We start from the raw sequence: 17,703 nt of genomic DNA on the forward strand, positions 1-17,703 counted from the left end.
GAACTGCGCATGGCTCGCTATGCTGGGGTCCCGACATGGCCGTTGGCTGATGTTCGTCAGCGCCACCCTGTCTCTGGGGCTTCTCGCACTGGTCTGGAGTTTCACCTGGCAACGCCTGGAGTCGGAACGCATGCTGACGCGTGCGAACGCCCACGCTCAGCAGCAGAACCTCACAGCCATCATCTCCGAAAACCTGGGCCAGGTCATCGATCGCGGCAAACTGATGGCCATCGCTGCCGAGAGCTGGTTCGGCGGCCACGCTGCAGAGGTGCCCTCACGCTTGAACGCGATGATCGCGGCGGACCGCATCTTTCTGCGGGCCGCCTTGTACGACGATGCGCTTCGCCGTGTCTACGCCAGTTCACCGGGAGAGGATCCTCCCGAGCTGCGGGCGGCCTTGCTTCACCTTTTGCAGCCGCCCCCAGGCCAGTCCGTCGCTCACATTGCCTTGGCACCGAGGCCTCAGAGGAATGAGCAGGCCTGGCAGGTTCCGCTCTTGCTCCCCGTGCCCGGTCCGGATGACCGCAACGCAGGGGTGCTGCTCGTCGTGCTGGACCTCGGTTACTTTCTGCGCCTGTATCAGCACATCGACATGGGTCGCACTGGCTTGATCCAGGTCGTCCGGCTCAACGGAGAGATCATCGCAGAGGCTCGCCAAGAGGGCCTCGTGCTGCAAAGCCAGCTCGCGCATACCTCCCACCTGTTACCCGTGAGCCAGCCACCCGACAGGCAGCGCTCGGATGAGCGCGAACGAGGCCCCGCGTTTCTCTCCAGCCATCAGCAAGTCCATCAGATGCCATTCCAGGTCATTGTCAGCCGGGAGATGGACGAAATCCTGGCGCCACACATGGCCACGCGCGAGCGCTTCCTGAGCGTGCTGCTCCTGGTCAGCGCCTTGTTCCTGGCGGCCACCACGTGGGTGACCTTGGGCATCCGCCGACAAGCCAGCTACGCCGCCGCACTGGCCGAGGCCGACCGCAGCAATCGTGCCCTGATCACCCAACTGGAGGAAGAAAAGCGCCGGGCCTTTGTCATGGCCGCCCACGATCCCTTGACCGGTCTGCCGAACCGGCGCATGTTCAACGAGTTGCTGAGCAGCCACCTGCAGCAGGCGAGACGAAACCGCAAGCACTACGCGCTGATGTACATGGACCTTGATCGCTTCAAGGAAGTGAATGACACCCTGGGTCATCATGTCGGCGACCTGCTGCTCCAGGCTGTGTCTGCACGCCTGCGCGCACTCTTGCGTGAGTCAGACCTCATCGCCCGCCTCGGGGGCGACGAATTCGCCATCCTGCTCACCGCCCTGCCACGAGCCGACGACGCCGCCGTGGTGGCCGGCAAGCTCGTCTCCGAACTCTGCAAGCCGTTCACCGATCTGGACGGCCATGACATTCAGGTGAGTCCCAGCATCGGTGTCGCCCTGTTCCCGCGTGACGGCAACGACACCGACGCCTTGTGCCGCAATGCCGATGCGGCCATGTACCAGTCCAAGCGCGCTGGACGAGCCCGCTACACCTTCTATGACGCCTCCCTGAACCCCACCGACGCACGGCTCTTCAACCTCGCCCAACGCCTGCCGCATGCGATCGCAGACGGCGAATTGGTGCTCCACTTTCAGCCCAAGGTGAGCCTGAATGACTACCAGATCAGCGGCTTCGAGGCCCTCGTGCGCTGGCAGCACCCGGAGCTGGGACTCATCTATCCCAACGACTTCATTCCCCTGGCGGAGCGCACCGGCGCCATTTTGGAGCTGGGTGACTGGGTGGCTGAAGCCTGCTGCCGGCAACTCGCCAGCTGGCGCAAAGAGGGCCAGCGCCTCGTGCCCATTGCCTTCAATGTCTCGGCCGTTCAACTGCACGACGACATGCTGCCCGAGCGCATCTCACAGCTCCTGCACCGGTACGACCTGCCGGGCGAGCTGATCCAGGTCGAGATCACCGAGACCTGTCTGGTGGAATCGATGGACGTGGCCAACACCGTGCTGCATCATCTGGAGCGATTGGGCATCCACATTTCCCTGGATGACTATGGAAGCGGCTTCTCCAGCCTGGGCTACATCCGCACGCTGCCGATCCACTGCCTCAAGATCGACCGAGGCTTCATCCACGACATCCGCAACAGCCCCGACGACGCCGTCATCGTGAGCTCCATCATCACGCTGGCGCACAACCTCAACATGTGTGTGGTGGCCGAAGGCGTGGAGCTGGTCGACCAACTGGTGCACCTGAAAACTGCGGGCTGCGATCAGGTACAGGGCTACTTCTTCAGTCGTCCGGTCCCAGCCACCCAGGCCAGCGCACTGCTCAGCCGCCCCTCCATGGCCCCCACATGAGCCTGCTGCGCCACGTCTTCACCCTGCTCGTGGCGCTGGGCCTGCCTGTGCATGCAGTCGCACAGCCCCCACATGCCTGCGCAGACCCCAGGCCGCTGAGGCTGGCCCTGGTTCCGGAAAAAGACCCATACCGGCAAACGCAACAGTACCGCCCACTGCTCAAGGCCCTTGAGCACACGACGGGAAGGCGGGTGGCATGGATTCCGACCACATCTTATGGCGCCGTCATCGAAGGCCTGCTCACCGGTGACATCGATGTCGCCCAAATGGGCCCCGCGTCCTACGCCGTGGCCATGAGCCGGGGTGCCCAGCTCACACCGGTGGCCTCGTTCCGCCTTCGCCCGGGCCCGGCAACCCCGGATGCAAGCGCGTACCACTCGGTGCTCATCAGCAAGCGATCGACGCACCTGCAAAACCTGTCGCAACTGCGAGGCCGCACCCTCAGCCTCACCGACCCAGCCAGCACCTCTGGAGCCGTCCTGCCCAGACAGGCGATCCAGTCGCTGACAGGGCTCTCGCTGGAAAGTTACTTCTCACGCATCACCTTTGCCGGTTCGCATGATCGGTCGCTGGAGGCTCTGCGTCAGGGCCGGGTGGATGCGGCGTTCGTCTCCAGCACCGCCATCGACGAAGCGGTACGGCGCGGCACCCTCCGCATGGACGAGATCCATGTGCTGTGGCGCTCACAGCCGATCCCCTACGACCCCTTCGTGATCCGCTTGGCCTTGTGCCCAGCGCTGCAAGAGCAGATCCGCAGGGTGTTTCTGGGGCACACCCAGCGCCTGCAGCCGATGTTGCAGGAACTGGGCATGACGGGCTTCGTGCCGGTCACGGCTGAGAATTACCGCGAGATACGGCAACTCTATCCGTGAGGCCCGCTCACTTCGCGATGCCGCCGGGGTAGCACAGCCCCCCCGTGATCTCGATGGTGGTGGCATTGAGCGCTTCGTTTTGCACGCAGTAGCCAATCATGTCGGCAATCTCCTGCGGCTCGATCAGGCGATCGATGTGCACATCCTTCAAGATGGCCTTGAGCGCCTCCTGGTTCATGCCCGTGAGCATGGGAGTGGCGGTGTAGCCCGGCGCAATGCCCACACAACGGATGTTGCGGATGCCGCGCAGCAGGAACTCCCCGACGATGATCTTGGGCATCATCGCCACCGCCGACTTGGCCGACGAATAGTTCAGCTGTCCGATCTGCCCGATCTTGTTGACCGATGAAATCGGCACCAACAGCCCCTTCCACCCGCCATTGACCATGGCCTCGGCCGCGTCACGCAGGGTCAGGAAGGTGCCGGTCAGGTCCACGTCGATCACTGGCTTCCACTTGTCCATGCCCATCTTGCGAGAGACCTTGCCGGTGGTCTTGTCCAGCGCCAGCATGGTGCCGTCGCGGATGATGCCCGCGCAGGCCACCGCAATGTTCAACTGACCAAACGCGCTCACGGTGGCCTCGACAAAGCGTGCGGTGTCAGCCTCGCTGCTCACATCGGCCTGCACACCGATGGCCTCGCCACCCATGGCCTTGATCTCGGCTACCACACGGTCGATGTCCTCCTGCACCATGTCAACAATGGCCACCTTGGCCCCTTGCCGCACGAAATGCTTGGCCACAGCCTCGCCAATGCCATTGCCACCGCCCGTGATGAGGGCAACGCTGTTCTTGATGTCCATGAGTCGATCCTGATTGACGTGAGTAAACTGACTTGACGCCAACAGCTTAGGCGCCATTCACCCCCGCCATGATGACAGATGCGTCACACTGTCAGGTCAATTTGCTGGACGGTGCCTGCGCCACCTGCCTCGCTGAGGTAAACGCTGCTGGAGCGCACCGTGCCCAGGCTCTGCTGGTCGGCCCCCTTGAGTTCGAAGGGTGTGCTCACGGCCCCCAAGTACAGCGCACCAACCCCCAAGGTGCTCAAGGACCGCATCGTGGCCGATGCCGGCGCGACGGTCGCGGCGCTCTCGCCGTCGGCTTCGGTTGCAGCGACACCTCCCGCTTGCGGCATCCACACCTGCAAGCGTTTGAAAACGGCATCGGCCTCATCGATCCAGCCGTTGCCATCATCGTCCCACTGGGCCAGCTCGGCAAACCCCTCGCCTGTCATGGGGCCGAACAGCTCGCGGCCATCATCGACGCGACCGTTGCCATTGCGATCCAATGCCAGATAGCCCCTGTCACCTGACAGCAGGGCCACCTGCTCGACTTGACCATCGGCATTCAAGTCAAAACTGAAGCGCTGATCCTGCAACTGCGCGGCCATCCCATCGAAATTGATCACCAAAGGATCTTGCTGCTGCACCGCCCCGCCTCGCAACACCGTGCTGGACACCTCGGTGAAGCTGCGCTGCATGCTCAAGCTCAGCTCGAAGCTGACTTGACGTGCGTCCGCCGTCAGGATCACCCCCTGCGCCGCAAAGTCGCTGGACTCGGCCTCGTGATACAGCTCGTGCCGCTCATATGACCAGGATGGTCCACCCGCCGCCAAACCCGAGGCGGACGGGGGCCCAGCCTCCTCGCGCACGCGCAACTCGCCTTCACCTTGCGCGCCTTGCGACGCTGCCTCGCGAGCCTCCTCGCCATAAAGACGAATCACCTCGCCTGTCAGCCGCTCCAACATGTCGCGCAAGGCGAGCAAGCGCGGCGACAGGTTGCCCGACACCACCCCGGACGCCTCAGTGTTCTCGGCGGAAGACAGAGGCTCTTCCGCCTTGCCCGTCGGGTTGATGGCCATGGGGACCGGGCGCGGCAAAGCAGCGGCAGGCATGGCCGCGTCGGGCCTTGATGCACCGACCTGCCACTGCAAACGCTCACTGACCACATGGGCACGCTCAGACCGGTGCTGCGCGCGCAGCGACATCAAACTTGCTTCCACTTTCATCACCGCACCTCCATGACCTTGGAGGGTTATCGGCCGCGAACCGTCCACGTTGAAGGGCGACCGCCAAACAAATTCACAGGGTTGCCCCTCGCTGGCAGACAGCGTGACAAATCGCACAACCGCGCCGCTTCCCGGTAGACTTGACGCGCAAACAAGGGAAGCGAAACAAGATGGCATGGACACGCACAAGTCGCTGGATGGTGGGGGCAGGCCTGGTGGCCGTGGCTGCACTGGCTGCAGGTGTTTTCCTGAGCGGCCAGTCCGAGTCGGACAGCGGCCTGGTGCAGGTCAATGGCCGCATGGAGAGCGACCAGATCGTGGTGTCGGCGCGCGTGCCTGCGCGCATCTCCGAGGTGCTGGTGCGTGAGGGCGACACGGTGAAATCAGGCCAAGTCATGCTCAAGTTGCACGACGACGGTGTGGCGGCGCGCACGGCACAGGCTGCGGCCGCGGCGGCAGCCCAAATGGCCCAGGTTCGCGCCCTCGAATCTTCCCTGACCTTGCTGCGCAGTGAAACCGCCATGCTCACCCAAACAGCACAGGCCGACCTCACTGCTGCTCAGGCCGAGCTCACCCGGCTCGGCGTGGTGGCCCAACAAAGTGCCCTGGAGCGCGACCGCGTCAAGCAACTGGCCGAGCAAGGCTTTGTCGGCCCCCAGGCGCTGGAGCGCGCGCAGGTGGCCACCCGGAGTGCGCTGGAACAATACAGCAGTGCCCGCGCGCAGGTTCAGAAAGCCCAGGTCAACCTGCAAAACGCGCGCCTCGCCCCCCAGCGCATCGCATCGCGCTCGGCTGAATTGCAGGCCGCCATCGCCCAGGCCGAGATGGCCCAAGCCAAGGCACTGGAGGCCGCCAGCGAATCCAAGGAGCTGACGATCAGCGCCCCCGTCAATGGTCATGTGGTGGCGCGCTACATCAACCCTGGTGAGGCCGTGAACCATGGCGTCCCGTTGTACGCCATCACAGATCTGTCCAAGGTCTATCTCAAGGCCTACATCCCCGAGCCCATGTTAGGCCGCGTCCAACTGGGCCAAGCTGCCCAGATCTGGACCGACTCTGACCCCGACCAGCCCATCGAGGCCAAGGTTGGCTACATTGCCAACCGAGCCGAGTTCACGCCCAAGGAAGTGCAAACGCGCGATGAGCGCACCAAGCTGGTCTTTGAAGTTCGCCTTTACCCCACCAAAGCATCGCAGCTCAAACTGCTGCCTGGCCAGCCTGCCGACGGCATGATCCGCCTGAGCCCGGACGCTGCCTGGCACGCCCCCCGCCACTGAGCTCATGGACTCCCAGTTCGCGTCCAGCAGCATCCTGCCTGATGAGCGGCGACGGGCGCGACCCGTCGTGCGGCTGCACAAACTCGTCAAGCGCTACGACCTGGTCGAAGCTGTGCGACAGGTCTCCCTGGACATCAAGCCCGCCCAGATCTATGGCCTGATCGGCGCCGACGGCGCAGGCAAGAGCAGCCTCATGAAAGTGGTGGCCGGGGTGCTCAGCCACGAAGAGGGGCAGGTCGAGGTGCTCGGCCGCACCATCGACACCGAACGGCAGGCCGAGCAAGTCAAAAGCGCCATCGGATTCATGCCTCAAGGCCTGGGCCTGAACCTTTACCCAACGCTGTCCATTGAAGAGAACATCGACTTCTTTGCCCGCCTGCGCATGGTGCCCCCCGCGCAGCTGCGCGAGCGCAAAGAACGGCTCCTTGAGGTCACCCGCCTCAGCGCCTTCCGAGCGCGCCCCGCCGGCCAGTTGTCGGGCGGCATGAAGCAAAAGCTTGGCCTCATTTGCACCCTCATCCATGCCCCGCGTCTCATCATCCTCGATGAGCCCACCACCGGTGTCGATCCAGTCTCCCGCCGAGACTTCTGGCTCATCCTGGCGCAACTCATCCACACTGAGCAGATCACTGCACTGATCTCCACCGCGTACCTGGACGAAGCCAGTCGCTTCGACCATGTGGCCCTGATGCACGAAGGGCAGATCATCCTCGAGGGCGCGCCCGACCTGCTCATTGACCGCGCGGACGCCACCATCGTGCAGTGTCCCGCAGAAGGTCAGGCGCTGGCCGTCCTCACGCAAGCCTTTCCCCAACACGAGGCCACACAAGGTCAGGTGAGGATGTTTGTGCCCTTGCGGGATCCCGGCCAAGCCCAGAGCCAGGTCCAAGCAGCCCTGGTGGCCGCCGGCTTACCCAAGGTCGAAGCACCCATCGTCACCCGGCCGCAACTGGAAGACCTGTTCATCGCCCACCTGTGGACCGATGCCATCGCAGCGCGTTCGTACCTGCCGCCATCACCATCAGCCCGCCTTGCCGACACAGGCGCCACGCTGCCTCTGGCCGTCCCCCCTGAAGGCCCGGCGAGAGATGCCCGCGCCAACGTCAGCCCCGAAGGGATCGGCCAGCGTGACAGCGGCTGGGCCATCGATGCCCAGGCCCTGACGCGAGATTTCGGGTCGTTTCGCGCCGTCGATGGCGTGTCTTTCCAGGTCGGCTATGGCGACATCTTCGGCCTGCTAGGCGCCAATGGTGCGGGCAAGACCACCGCCATCAAAATGCTGACCGGCATCCTGCCCCCCAGCGCCGGCCTGGGCCGCGTCGCCGGATCCGACATGCGTCACGCCCGCCAGGCGATCAAAGAGCGCATCGGCTACATGTCGCAGGCCTTCTCGCTCTACACCGACCTCACGGTGGAGGAGAACCTCATGCTGTTTGCCGGCATCTACGGTTTGCCCCGCAAGACAGCCCGCGAACGTACCCGCTGGGCCATAGAGTTGGGCGAACTGCACGGTTATGAGCAGGTTGCCGCCATCAGTCTTCCCATGGGCTTGCGCCAACGTCTGGCTCTGGGCTGCGCCTTGGTCCACCGCCCGCGCGTGCTCTTTCTGGATGAGCCCACCTCCGGCGTGGACCCCATTGGTCGCAAACACTTCTGGAGCATCTTGCGCAAGCTGGCCCACGAAGACGGCGTTGCCATCTTGCTGACCACCCACTACATGGCAGAAGCCGAACTGTGTGACCGCGTGGCCATGATGTACGCCGGACGTGTCGTGGCCGACGCGCCGCCTGCCCAGCTCAAGCAAGACCTGCTTGCGCGTCGCGGCCAATTGCTCGAAATCACCCCGCGCAATGCCCTGCTGGCCATGCAGGCGCTCCAGGAAGCCGGCTTCGCAAACGCAGTGCTCCACGGCCGCAACATCCACCTCATGTCGCACGATCCTGAAGCTGACCGTGCCCGCATTTTCAGCGTGCTGCGTGCAGCACGGCAGCGCAGCGCCAACGTCATTCCGCGGCCCCTGACCATGGAAGACGTCTTCATCGACATCGTGCTCAGCCGCGAAGGTCAGGACGCAGGCGCCCATGCCCAGGAGGCCGCATGAACCTGCTGCGTGTGCGCACCCTGGTGGCCAAAGAGGTCAGCGAAGCGCTGCGTGACCGGCTCTACCTGACCCTCGCCTTTTTCCTGCCTATCCTGCTGATGCTGGTGTTCACCTACGGCATGACCAGCAACATCGACAACGTCGGCGTCGTCATCGTCGACGAAGATCAAACCGCCGCCAGCCGCGAATACACCCAGCGCTTCCTCTCCACCCGCCACTTCAAGCAGGTGGAAGTCACCCACGCACCCACCCGCGCCGACGCGGCCCTCTCAGCCTACCAGGCACGCTTGCTCATCTGGGTCGGCCCAGGCTTCGAGCGCCAACTGCAAAGCGGCCAGACCGCCGAGGTCTCCGTCCAGATCGACGGCGCGTTCACCGAGCCCGCGCGCACCATCGGCGGCTACGTCGAGGCCATCAACGCCCAGGCCAACCACGACCTGCGCCAGCGTTATGCCGCGGCGCAATGGGGCGCCCACTCTGCCCTCACACGCCAAGTCACCCAGCCTGTGGCTTTGCAAACCCGCTACCTCTACAACCCCGAGCTGCGCAGCGTCGCCATGATTGCGCCCGCGCTCATGATGATGATCCTGATGATGTGTCCGCCACTCCTGATCGCCGTGAGCGTCGTGCGCGAGAAGGAAAGCGGCTCCATCTACAACATCGCCAGTTCCACTGTCACCCGCTTCGAGTTCCTGCTCGGCAAGCTCATCCCGGTCGTGGGCATCGGCATGGTCAACGGCTTCATGCTCTGGGCGCTGGTCGCTTTCTGGTTTGACGTGCCCTTCCGTGGCCATGCACTGGCTTTCACGCTCGCCATGCTGCTCTACGTCATCGCCACGTCCAGCATGGGTCTGCTCGTCTCGGCGGCCGTCAAGACACAGCAGGCCGCCATCATCATCACCACCATGACGGCGGTGATCGCCTCCATGCAGTTCGCCGGCCTCTACGCACCGCTGGAGACCGCTGACCCGGTCAACCAGTTCATCAGCCACTTGTTCCCCGCCGCCGACTTTCTGCGCGTGATTCGCGGGGTGTACGTGCGCGGCGCCGGCATTGAGGTGTTCTGGCCTGAAATGATGGCCATGGCCGCATACGGTGCAGCAGCCCTCGCCCTGGCCCACGCCCTGTTCCACAAGAGGACCTCCACATGAGCTTGCGCCGCTGGCTCACTCAAGTGAGCGCCCTGATGACCAAGGAGTGGAAGCAGCTCTACCGCGACCGCGCCCTGCTCAGCTTCGTCATCTTCATCTTCACGCTCGATATCCTGCTGGCGTCTGGCGCCCCTGCGCTCGACCTCAAGGAGACCCCCATCGGCATCATTGATCGCGACCACAGCACCTTGTCGCGCGAGCTCATCTACCGTCTGCCCAAGCAGCAGTTCACCATCGTTCCCTTGGCCGATGACGATCAACACGTCTCACGCGCCCTGAAGCGCGGAGAGCTGCGTGGTGTGCTCACCCTGCCGCACGGTTTCGAGAGAGACCTGCTGCGTGCGCAAAGTCCGTCGCTGCAGTTGGTGGTAGACGCCAGCGACGCCAACCTCGGCTTCCTCCTGTCCAGCTACACCGAACGCATCCTCTTCACCCTGGTGGGCGAATTGATCGGTGGACAGGCCGCCGCGCAAGGTCGGCCTGTCGTGCTACCGCAGATCGACATCCAGCCACGTACCCGGTTCAACCCCAGCCTGACGGAATCCTGGTACGCCACGCTGTCCGAGCTGCTCACCATGGTCACCGTTGCATGCATCCTCTTGCCCGCAGCAGCCCTGGTTCGCGAGAAGGAGCGAGGCACCGTGGAGCAACTGTTGGTGTCTCCCCTGTCCCCTCTGCAGATCGTGCTGGCCAAGGCCTTTGCCATGACATCGGTGGTGCTACTCGGCTCACTGGTCGCCGTCGGCATCGTCATGCACCAACTCGTGGGGGTCCCCTTTGTCGGTAGCCCGTGGGTCTTTTTCACCCTGATCGCGCTTTACGCCATCACCAGCTCCGGGCTGGGAGTGCTCGCCTCCACCTTCGCCCGCAACTCGGGTCAGGTGGGCCTCATTGTCGTGCTGCTGGTGATGCCCATCATCATGCTCTCAGGCACCTGGAGTTTGCGCGAGAGCATGCCCTCATGGCTGCAGAACATGGTGGCGTTCTCACACATGACCTACTTCGTCGACATTGCCTATGGCGTGCTGCTCAAAGGCAGCGACCTGACTGTGCTGTGGCCCAAGGCCATGAAAATGGCCCTGCTCGGCCTGGTCTTCTGGGCGTTGGGTGTATACCGCTTCCAGCGACAGTTTCGCTGACAGCCCGGTCATTCAGGGTCGTTGACGCGCCATCATCTCGCGGACATGGCGTGCCGGGATCGCATACGAAATGCCCGACGGCTGACTTAGCGCAGACTCACGGGCCCCCTTGAGCAACACCATGTTCACCACCCCCACCACCTCTCCCGAGGCCGGGTCAAACAAAGGACCGCCGCTGTTACCAGGGTAGGCCGTGGCGTCCAGCTGAAAAATCAGGAAGTTGCCCTCTCGCAAGCCTCGGATGGCCCGCTCGTTCAGTTGCCCGCTCTGCGCCGATGGCAACCGTGCCTGCGTGATGGACGACACCATCGCCCTGTGCGTCACAGACGAGAAACCCAAGGCCCCACCGATCGGGAATCCCATGAAGGCCAACTCCTGCCCTTCCTTCACACGATCTGAATCTGCCACGGGCAAGGCCGGCACCGGTGGCCCCTCAATCTGCAACAGGGTCAGGTCATGGAAGACGTCTTTCTCCAGCACCTTGGCCGCACGCGTCTGAAACGAATCGGGGCCCGTGCGAACCTGCACCACCAACTGCCCCGCCGTATCGGCACTGCCAGCGGCTTGCAAGACATGAGCATTGCTCACCACCCAGTTACCTGCCCCCACCACAAACCCGGTGCCCCGCAAACTGAAACGCGGCGCCGTGGTCGGGTTGTAGCTGCCCACAATCACCACAGCAGGCTTCACCTTGGCGATGGTATCGGGCAGCGCGCTCCACTGTGCCTGTGCGGGCAACGCCCACAAGCAGAGACTGGCGCAGCAACTTGCTGCCAGCAGCGCGCCGCGGCGCGCCAGAAGGCCCCCAACCCGCTTCGAAGACGACGGCATCGACATTCACACTCCCTGCCGGGCTGGCAACAATTTACGCAACAAGTGCAGGGTCAAGCGGCCCGGCGGCATACGCAGCCAATGCCCACGGAGGTACAACATCCCTCGCGCCAGCGGCGTCCATCGATCGGACGTCAACTCGTGGGCCGGACTCAACGCACGCAAGAACAAACCGTCCATCATCCGCAAAACCCACCGCGACGGGCTTGCACCAGGCGCACCGACCAACTCGGCCTGCACAACTGCAGGCACGTTGGTCCCCAAAATGGCCTGCACGTAGCGCAGACCGTAGAACAAGGGTCGGGTCAGCTCCAAAGCCACCGCGCGCGCCACCAAGCCAGGCCAAAACCCAGGATCTGTCCCATGTTCCTGCAACAGGGCATCCAGGTCAACCAATCCCCGCAAACCCTGCTCGAACTCACCTTCATGCATGAGATGAGTCGCACTGTGCAAGACCTGATCGATGGGTGCCAGCACCTGCAAGCACGCAAAACCCGGCACAGGCCTCGCCGCCGCCAGCAACAAGGCCGAGCTCGGATGCACACGTGCCGACAGCGGCATGATCGCGTGGTGCACGTCCAGCACGGTGCCTCGCTGAATGTGCACCATCGGCGGCAACTCATGCATCCAGGTTCGGTAATAACGCTGGTCGTAGTCTGACTTGGCCCGGCTGGTCCACCCCCCCAACATCAGCGCCGCCTCCGCCTGGGCCAAACACCCACTCGGCACCAACACATCCACATCAGACACCATGCGCCCCTGCGCTGCGGCCTGCTCTGCCGCCACGTAGGCGGCCCCCTTGAGCAGCACCACCGGCACCCCCAGACCCTTCAGAGCCAGGTCGATCTCTTGCAGCTCATAACCCAACTCTCGATGTTGGCGCGCCACCAAGGCCTGCGCCGAAACCAGATGGCGCTGGACTTCAGCAGGAATCAACGCCCACAGATCGTGGCGCTGTACCAGATAGGCCAGGCGCGCCAACAGATCGGCCGCACGTCCCAGGCGAACAAGGTCATCCCAGTCCTTCGGCACGAGCGTGCGCATACGCTCAGGCTCGCGGATCACTTGCACAAGGATGTTGCCGACATTTGCATGCACGGTCAGCCCTCCAGGCGCTCGAACCAAGCCACGGCATCATCCAACTGGCTATACCGGAGGTCGAAGACATCGCACTGCGCGACCACATCCGCCAGTGCTTCAAACCCCTGGCGACCGTGCACATGGTGATTGAAGCTGTTGCGATGCAAGTTCAGCAAGGCCTGAGCCTTGGGATGAGGCGTCACGGTCAACGGTGCATCGGCCACATAGCGAGGAAACACCACCCAAGCAGGCCGCGCCGGTACGTCCGCCTGCTCCGTGCTTTCTGGCGACACCTGCATGTGGCAGACCGTCCCTTTGAGCGTGTCGTGCGCCATCGGCCCGAACACCGCATCCGGCGCACGCGATCGCATCACACTGATGGACGTGTTCTTCAAGCTGATCGGACGCGGAGATGCCGTCAGGAGCCCCGAACTCGGATCCAGCAGAGCCATCTCGTCCGACATCAAGCGCCAACCAGCCATCATCAAGGCAGCGCACAAGGTGCTCTTGCCCGATCCCGGTGGCGCGGGCATGACCACCGCCTGTCCATCGCGCTCCAGTACAGCTGCATGCAGCGTGATCCAGTGATGGCAATGACTGGTGATACACCAGTTCAGACCCCACTCGAAAAAGGCGTATGCCTCACCGTACGCCAGGGGGGTGAATGGACGGAGGCCGTCGAGTTCAAACACACACAAAGCCCGCCCCGGGCGCCACTGACGTCGAACCGTCACATGAAAGTCCGCAAATTGGCGCGGCTCGGTCCAGCAAACATGCCGGGCATAGAGACGAGACAGCCCCTCCGCCACGATCGGGATGGCACTGCGCACATGAACGACGAAAGGAGCGGTACGCAAGTACAGACCGGTGGTCCGCAACGCCTCCAACAACTCGTGCTGCGGCACAGAGGCCACCGAACGCGGACTCAAGCCGAGAGACACGTCACAGCACCCATCTTTCGGAAGTCGTTCAGCACTGCCTCGACCAGTTCCACATCCACGCGTTCGGGCGGCTCACCAAGCAGGTCACGCGCCAACTCCATGGCAGACTGCGGATCGGCCTGGAGCCATAGGCTGTTCAGCAAAAGAAAAGCCGACTCTGACACCTCATACAAGGTCGAATCGGCCTCATCGTAAAGCACCCCGCCCTGGCCTTCCCAGCCGCGCAAACCGAAACGAGCGGCATTGAACGTGTACTTCACCTCTCAAGTCACTTCCACAGCATCAGCCACGACGACCACCACCACCCCTCGGATCACCACAGTCACGATCACGCGAGCGGGACGATGGGTCAACCAGACACTCGCTGAAACCCGTGCCTGTGTACACACGCTGGAAGTAGTCGCAAGTGTCAGCCAGATCCCAGTGCACGCCAGCAGTGGGTGACCAACGGCCATGCTTTTGCCAAATCTCCTTGCAGCGCTGTTCACTGATGTAGGAGTCGCTGCCGTACTTGCGTGCTGAAAGATAGCCAGCAGCCAAATACTGCGCCAAGCGTTCCGTATCGTTGTCAGGCGACATATTGAACAGCTTCGTCAGGGTTTTCTTGGCCAGCTTGACGTCAATCTCAGGGGCAAAGCCGCAACCACGCTTACCGGTTCCATCGCAACGATCTGTGCCGAACAAGAGCTCATCACAACCGCTCTGCGTCTTGCACTGGTCCATCGGAATGTACAGGCCCGTGGTCTTCGCGTTGGGCGACACACTGCCTCCGGTCGTGGTGGCAGAGGCAAACGACGAGGCCATCACAGCCACGTTGCCGTTGGCAGAGTGTGCCAACACCATTTCCGTCTTGAACGCCGCGACAACGGGTGCCGCTGCCAGCCCGGCACGCACGAGCTTGCGACGGCCAGCGTTCAACCCAGCGGGCCGCGCGTCAACGTCGGGGGTTTGCGTGTGCTCGTGATGCTGTTCTGACATGACTTACCTCGTGAATTTCGATGGGGTTTTCGCTTCGCCCCTTTTTACGTGACCGATGCTGAAAACACCCTCAAAGCAAGCAATTTCTATACCCTACCCGCCTTGCTCCCCAAGTGATTGATTTGCATCACTTTTCAGCACCTGAGCAACGACACTTGTTGAGAAAGCGTGGATGCTGTCAAAAATACCGACACCTCACAGCGTCTGGAGCATTTTATCGACTTCAGCCTGGCGATTGAAACTGCTGCCCATCTGTTTGAGGGCCTGCAGATTCGCCTTGGCACCAGCCTTGTCGCCTGCCTGGATCTGAATTTGGGCCAAGTTGAACTTGAACAAAGGCGTGTCGGGTTGCAGTTGAACCGCCCGCTTCTGCACCTCCAGGGCCTTGCTGAAGTTCTTCTCGGCAGCCAGCATCATCGCCCAAGTGTCCAGAATGGCGGGGTTGTCAGGCGCAATCTGATTGGCCTGGTCAATGAACCCCATCGCGTCCTTGCGTCCCAACTTGCTGGCCACCCAGGCCATGTTGTTGAGCGTGACCGGGTTTTGGGGCTGCAGGCTCAAGGCCTTCTGGTAGTGCGCTTCAGCCCCCTTCAAGTCGTTGGCTGCCACGGCACGATCGCCCAAATACAAGCTGAAGGCCAGATCCTTCGGATGCCCCCGCAACCACGACGCGGCAAAGGCATCGGCTTCGCGCTTTTTCTGCGCCGCCAGATGCGCCGTGTGCAGCTTCACCGCCAACTCCGTGGCATTGGGCGCCAATCGAAGGGCCTGTTCATACGACACCATCGCTGCGGGCCAGTTGCGCGATGCCATATGGACCTCACCCTCCAGGGCAAAGCCGACCGGTTCCTGGGGACGCTGCTTCTGAATGTCCTTGACGATGCTCAGCGCGTCTGGCACCCGTTTGTCACGGATGGCCAACTCGGCCAACCCCTGTTGGGCCACAATCAGGTTGGGCTGAATCTCCAGGGCCTTGCGCAAACTCTGAGCGGCTCCAGCCGGATCCTTGTTGGCCATGTAGACACCGGCCATGCGCAGATGAGGCAACGTCGACTGGGGCTGGAGGGCGGCCATCTTGCCGTACGTGCTCACCGCCTGGTTGAACTCCTTGGCCGCCATCTGAGCCTGTCCCAGCGTGTCGAGCAGCTCCGCACTCTTGGGCAGCGCGGCCACGGCGTTCTGAGCAGCCGTCAGCGCGAGTTTGGGCTCCTGGTTGCGCAGATGGTGCGCAACCAGCAACTGTCGCGGCAAGACCTCGTTGGGCCCCACTTCCACCGCCTTGCGCAACAGACTGGCCACCTCTTCCTTGCCGGCCTTGCGGATGGACTTCACCCGTGCCAAGCCCAGCAAAGCCTGCACGCTGTCGGGCTTGCGCTTGAGCAGGTCCTCGTAGCGCTTTTGCGCCGCATCGGGCTGCTTCTGCACCAAATCCAATTCTGACAAGGCACTGACCGCAGGGAAAAAGTCCGGAGCAGCTTCCAAAGCCGACTCAAGCGCCTTGCGGGCCCCTGCCGTGTCGCCCTTCTTCATCAGCACCTGCGCGCGCAGATGGCTAGGGATGGGATCATTTGCACGCTTTTTGGAGAGCTGTTCAATGGCCTTCAGGGCCTCATCCAGCTTGCCTTGACGGGCCAGCACATTGATCATGGCCATGTCGGCGACCACGCCTGTGTCCGACGCAGCGATGTCTTGCAGCTCATTGAAGCCCGCATCGGTCTGACCGGCCACCATCTTGCTCATGGCCAGTGAAGTGCGCTTGACCGGGTCCTTCGGATCCAGCGCAGATGCCTTGGCAAAGTAACGCTGAGCACGCTCCTGATCGCCGTGAATCATGTAGGCTTGGCCAGCCACGGCCAGCAACGCCGCATCATTGTCGACCTCGTCCAGATTCGCAGGCAACGTGGCAATCGCCTTGTCAACCTGCCCCATTCGCAAGTAAGTCGCAACCAACACACGACGGGCCAGTTTGAGCTCAGGCGAAGTGGTCAGGGCCTTCGCCAGCATCGACTCCGCCTGGATCAAGGCATTGGATTGCGCTTCAATCGTGCCCGCCAACTCCAGGGCCTGCGGGCTGTCAGGCGTGGCGCGCAGCAACTGCTGGGCAGTCTCGCGCGCGGCCTTCAGGTCCTGCTTTTTCAGCGCCAGTTGCGCCTGCAAGTACAAGGTATAGGGCGACTTCGGCGCACTCTTGCTCAGGGTTTCCAGTTCAGTGGTGGCTTCCGGCAGCTTGTTCTGCGCCATCAACACCCGCACGATGCTGGCCTGCGCATCCTTGTAACCAGGCTTTGCCTTGACCGCCTCCCGATATGACACCAACGCATCATCGGGACGCTGTTGGCCAAACAGTTGAATGTCCCCACGCAGCTTGAAGGCCTCCTCGTTCTGCGGCGCCGTTTTCAGAATCTGCGCGATCTGTGTCAGAGCCCCATCGAAGTCCCGGTTGGAAGCCGTCACTCGCGCTTTCAGCAAGAGCGCCGGCACATGATTGGGCTGGGTTTGCAGTGCTTCGGCCAGTTTGGCCTGCGCCTGATCAGATTTGCCTTGCGCAAACCATGCGCCGGCCACCAAGGTCTGCAACTCGGCCTGAGCAGCCGGACTGGACAACCGGGTGTCGGCGTAAGTCTCGGTCACGGCCTTGGCCTGCCCCTGGCTGAGCATCGCCTGCGCCATCAAGGGCACGATCTGTTCTCGTGCGTACCCTCCGGTCTCTGCCTTCTTCAACTCGATCTGTGCCCCCGCCGCATCACCAGTGGCCAACAAGGCCTTGGCCAGCAAAAAGCGCGCTTCCGCCAGATCGGGCTGGTTCTGCAAGGCATTCTTCAACTGAATGATGGCTGCCGCATGGTCGCTTTGCGCCATGTAATCCTTGGCCGACTGCATCAGCTTGGCAGGGTCGTTGCCGCTGCACGCAGCGAGCACCAAAGACAGTGTCAGTGCCGCAGGCAAGACGCGGAAAACGGAAGAGGTGTGCTTCATGTCGGAACCCAT

The 17,703-nt window shown here is 62.8% G+C and carries 14 protein-coding genes; 6 read left to right on the plus strand and 8 right to left on the minus strand.

What is annotated here, in order from left to right; genetic code table 11:
- Positions 1-19: 19 nt before the first annotated feature.
- Entirely contained in the window at positions 20-2,335 is a 2,316-nt protein-coding gene (locus WIT60_RS15285; RefSeq protein ID WP_339584736.1) for a putative bifunctional diguanylate cyclase/phosphodiesterase, read from the plus strand.
- Entirely contained in the window at positions 2,332-3,207 is an 876-nt protein-coding gene (locus tag WIT60_RS15290; RefSeq protein ID WP_339584737.1) for a phosphate/phosphite/phosphonate ABC transporter substrate-binding protein, read from the plus strand. The genes WIT60_RS15285 and WIT60_RS15290 overlap by 4 nt, the downstream gene beginning before the upstream one ends.
- A gap of 7 nt (positions 3,208-3,214) precedes the next feature.
- Here the strand turns inward: WIT60_RS15290 and WIT60_RS15295 are convergent, their stop codons facing one another.
- Both WIT60_RS15295 and WIT60_RS15300 read right to left on the minus strand, forming a co-directional pair.
- Positions 3,215-4,009, minus strand: coding sequence for an SDR family NAD(P)-dependent oxidoreductase (locus WIT60_RS15295; protein WP_339584738.1), 795 nt, complete (start codon positions 4,007-4,009; stop codon positions 3,215-3,217).
- Between the two features lie 83 nt (positions 4,010-4,092).
- Positions 4,093-5,217, minus strand: a complete 1,125-nt coding sequence (locus WIT60_RS15300; RefSeq protein ID WP_339584739.1) for an SPM autocatalytic domain-containing protein — start codon at positions 5,215-5,217, stop codon at positions 4,093-4,095.
- Positions 5,218-5,387: 170 nt separating this feature from the next.
- Here WIT60_RS15300 and WIT60_RS15305 point away from each other — a divergent pair, with 170 nt between their 5' ends.
- From WIT60_RS15305 to WIT60_RS15320, 4 genes are read left to right on the plus strand one after another with little or no spacing between them, the layout of a single operon-like run.
- Positions 5,388-6,494: an HlyD family secretion protein gene (locus WIT60_RS15305; protein WP_339584740.1), complete on the plus strand. Its 1,107-nt coding sequence runs from the start codon at positions 5,388-5,390 to the stop codon at positions 6,492-6,494.
- Between the two features lie 4 nt (positions 6,495-6,498).
- Positions 6,499-8,595: an ATP-binding cassette domain-containing protein gene (locus tag WIT60_RS15310; RefSeq protein WP_339584741.1), complete on the plus strand. Its 2,097-nt coding sequence runs from the start codon at positions 6,499-6,501 to the stop codon at positions 8,593-8,595.
- Positions 8,592-9,746, plus strand: a complete 1,155-nt coding sequence (locus tag WIT60_RS15315; RefSeq protein ID WP_339584742.1) for an ABC transporter permease — start codon at positions 8,592-8,594, stop codon at positions 9,744-9,746. The genes WIT60_RS15310 and WIT60_RS15315 overlap by 4 nt, the downstream gene beginning before the upstream one ends.
- Positions 9,743-10,885, plus strand: a complete 1,143-nt coding sequence (locus WIT60_RS15320) for an ABC transporter permease (protein ID WP_339584743.1) — start codon at positions 9,743-9,745, stop codon at positions 10,883-10,885. Before WIT60_RS15315 ends, WIT60_RS15320 begins: the two co-directional genes overlap by 4 nt.
- Positions 10,886-10,897: 12 nt before the next feature.
- Here the strand turns inward: WIT60_RS15320 and WIT60_RS15325 are convergent, their stop codons facing one another.
- The 6 genes from WIT60_RS15325 to prsT all read right to left on the minus strand — a co-directional run bounded on the left by WIT60_RS15325 (position 10,898) and on the right by prsT (position 17,691).
- A complete protein-coding gene (locus WIT60_RS15325) occupies positions 10,898-11,716 on the minus strand; it encodes a S1C family serine protease (protein ID WP_339584744.1) in 819 nt (272 codons plus the stop codon).
- Positions 11,717-11,722: 6 nt separating this feature from the next.
- Entirely contained in the window at positions 11,723-12,814 is a 1,092-nt protein-coding gene (locus tag WIT60_RS15330) for a nucleotidyltransferase domain-containing protein (protein WP_339584745.1), read from the minus strand.
- Positions 12,815-12,816: 2 nt separating this feature from the next.
- Positions 12,817-13,737 (minus strand): HprK-related kinase A, encoded by a 921-nt coding sequence (locus WIT60_RS15335; protein ID WP_339584746.1) that lies wholly within the window; start codon positions 13,735-13,737, stop codon positions 12,817-12,819.
- On the minus strand, positions 13,722-13,997 hold the full coding sequence (locus WIT60_RS15340; protein ID WP_339584747.1) for a hypothetical protein: 276 nt from the start codon (positions 13,995-13,997) through the stop codon (positions 13,722-13,724). The genes WIT60_RS15335 and WIT60_RS15340 overlap by 16 nt, the downstream gene beginning before the upstream one ends.
- Before the next feature lie 22 nt (positions 13,998-14,019).
- Positions 14,020-14,715: a hypothetical protein gene (locus WIT60_RS15345; RefSeq protein ID WP_339584748.1), complete on the minus strand. Its 696-nt coding sequence runs from the start codon at positions 14,713-14,715 to the stop codon at positions 14,020-14,022.
- 195 nt (positions 14,716-14,910) lie between these two features.
- On the minus strand, positions 14,911-17,691 hold the full coding sequence (gene prsT / locus WIT60_RS15350; RefSeq protein WP_339584749.1) for an XrtA/PEP-CTERM system TPR-repeat protein PrsT: 2,781 nt from the start codon (positions 17,689-17,691) through the stop codon (positions 14,911-14,913).
- Positions 17,692-17,703: the final 12 nt, after the last annotated feature.

This window comes from Aquabacterium sp. G14 (assembly GCF_037482285.1).
In the GTDB taxonomy this organism is placed as follows: domain Bacteria; phylum Pseudomonadota; class Gammaproteobacteria; order Burkholderiales; family Burkholderiaceae_C; genus Aquabacterium.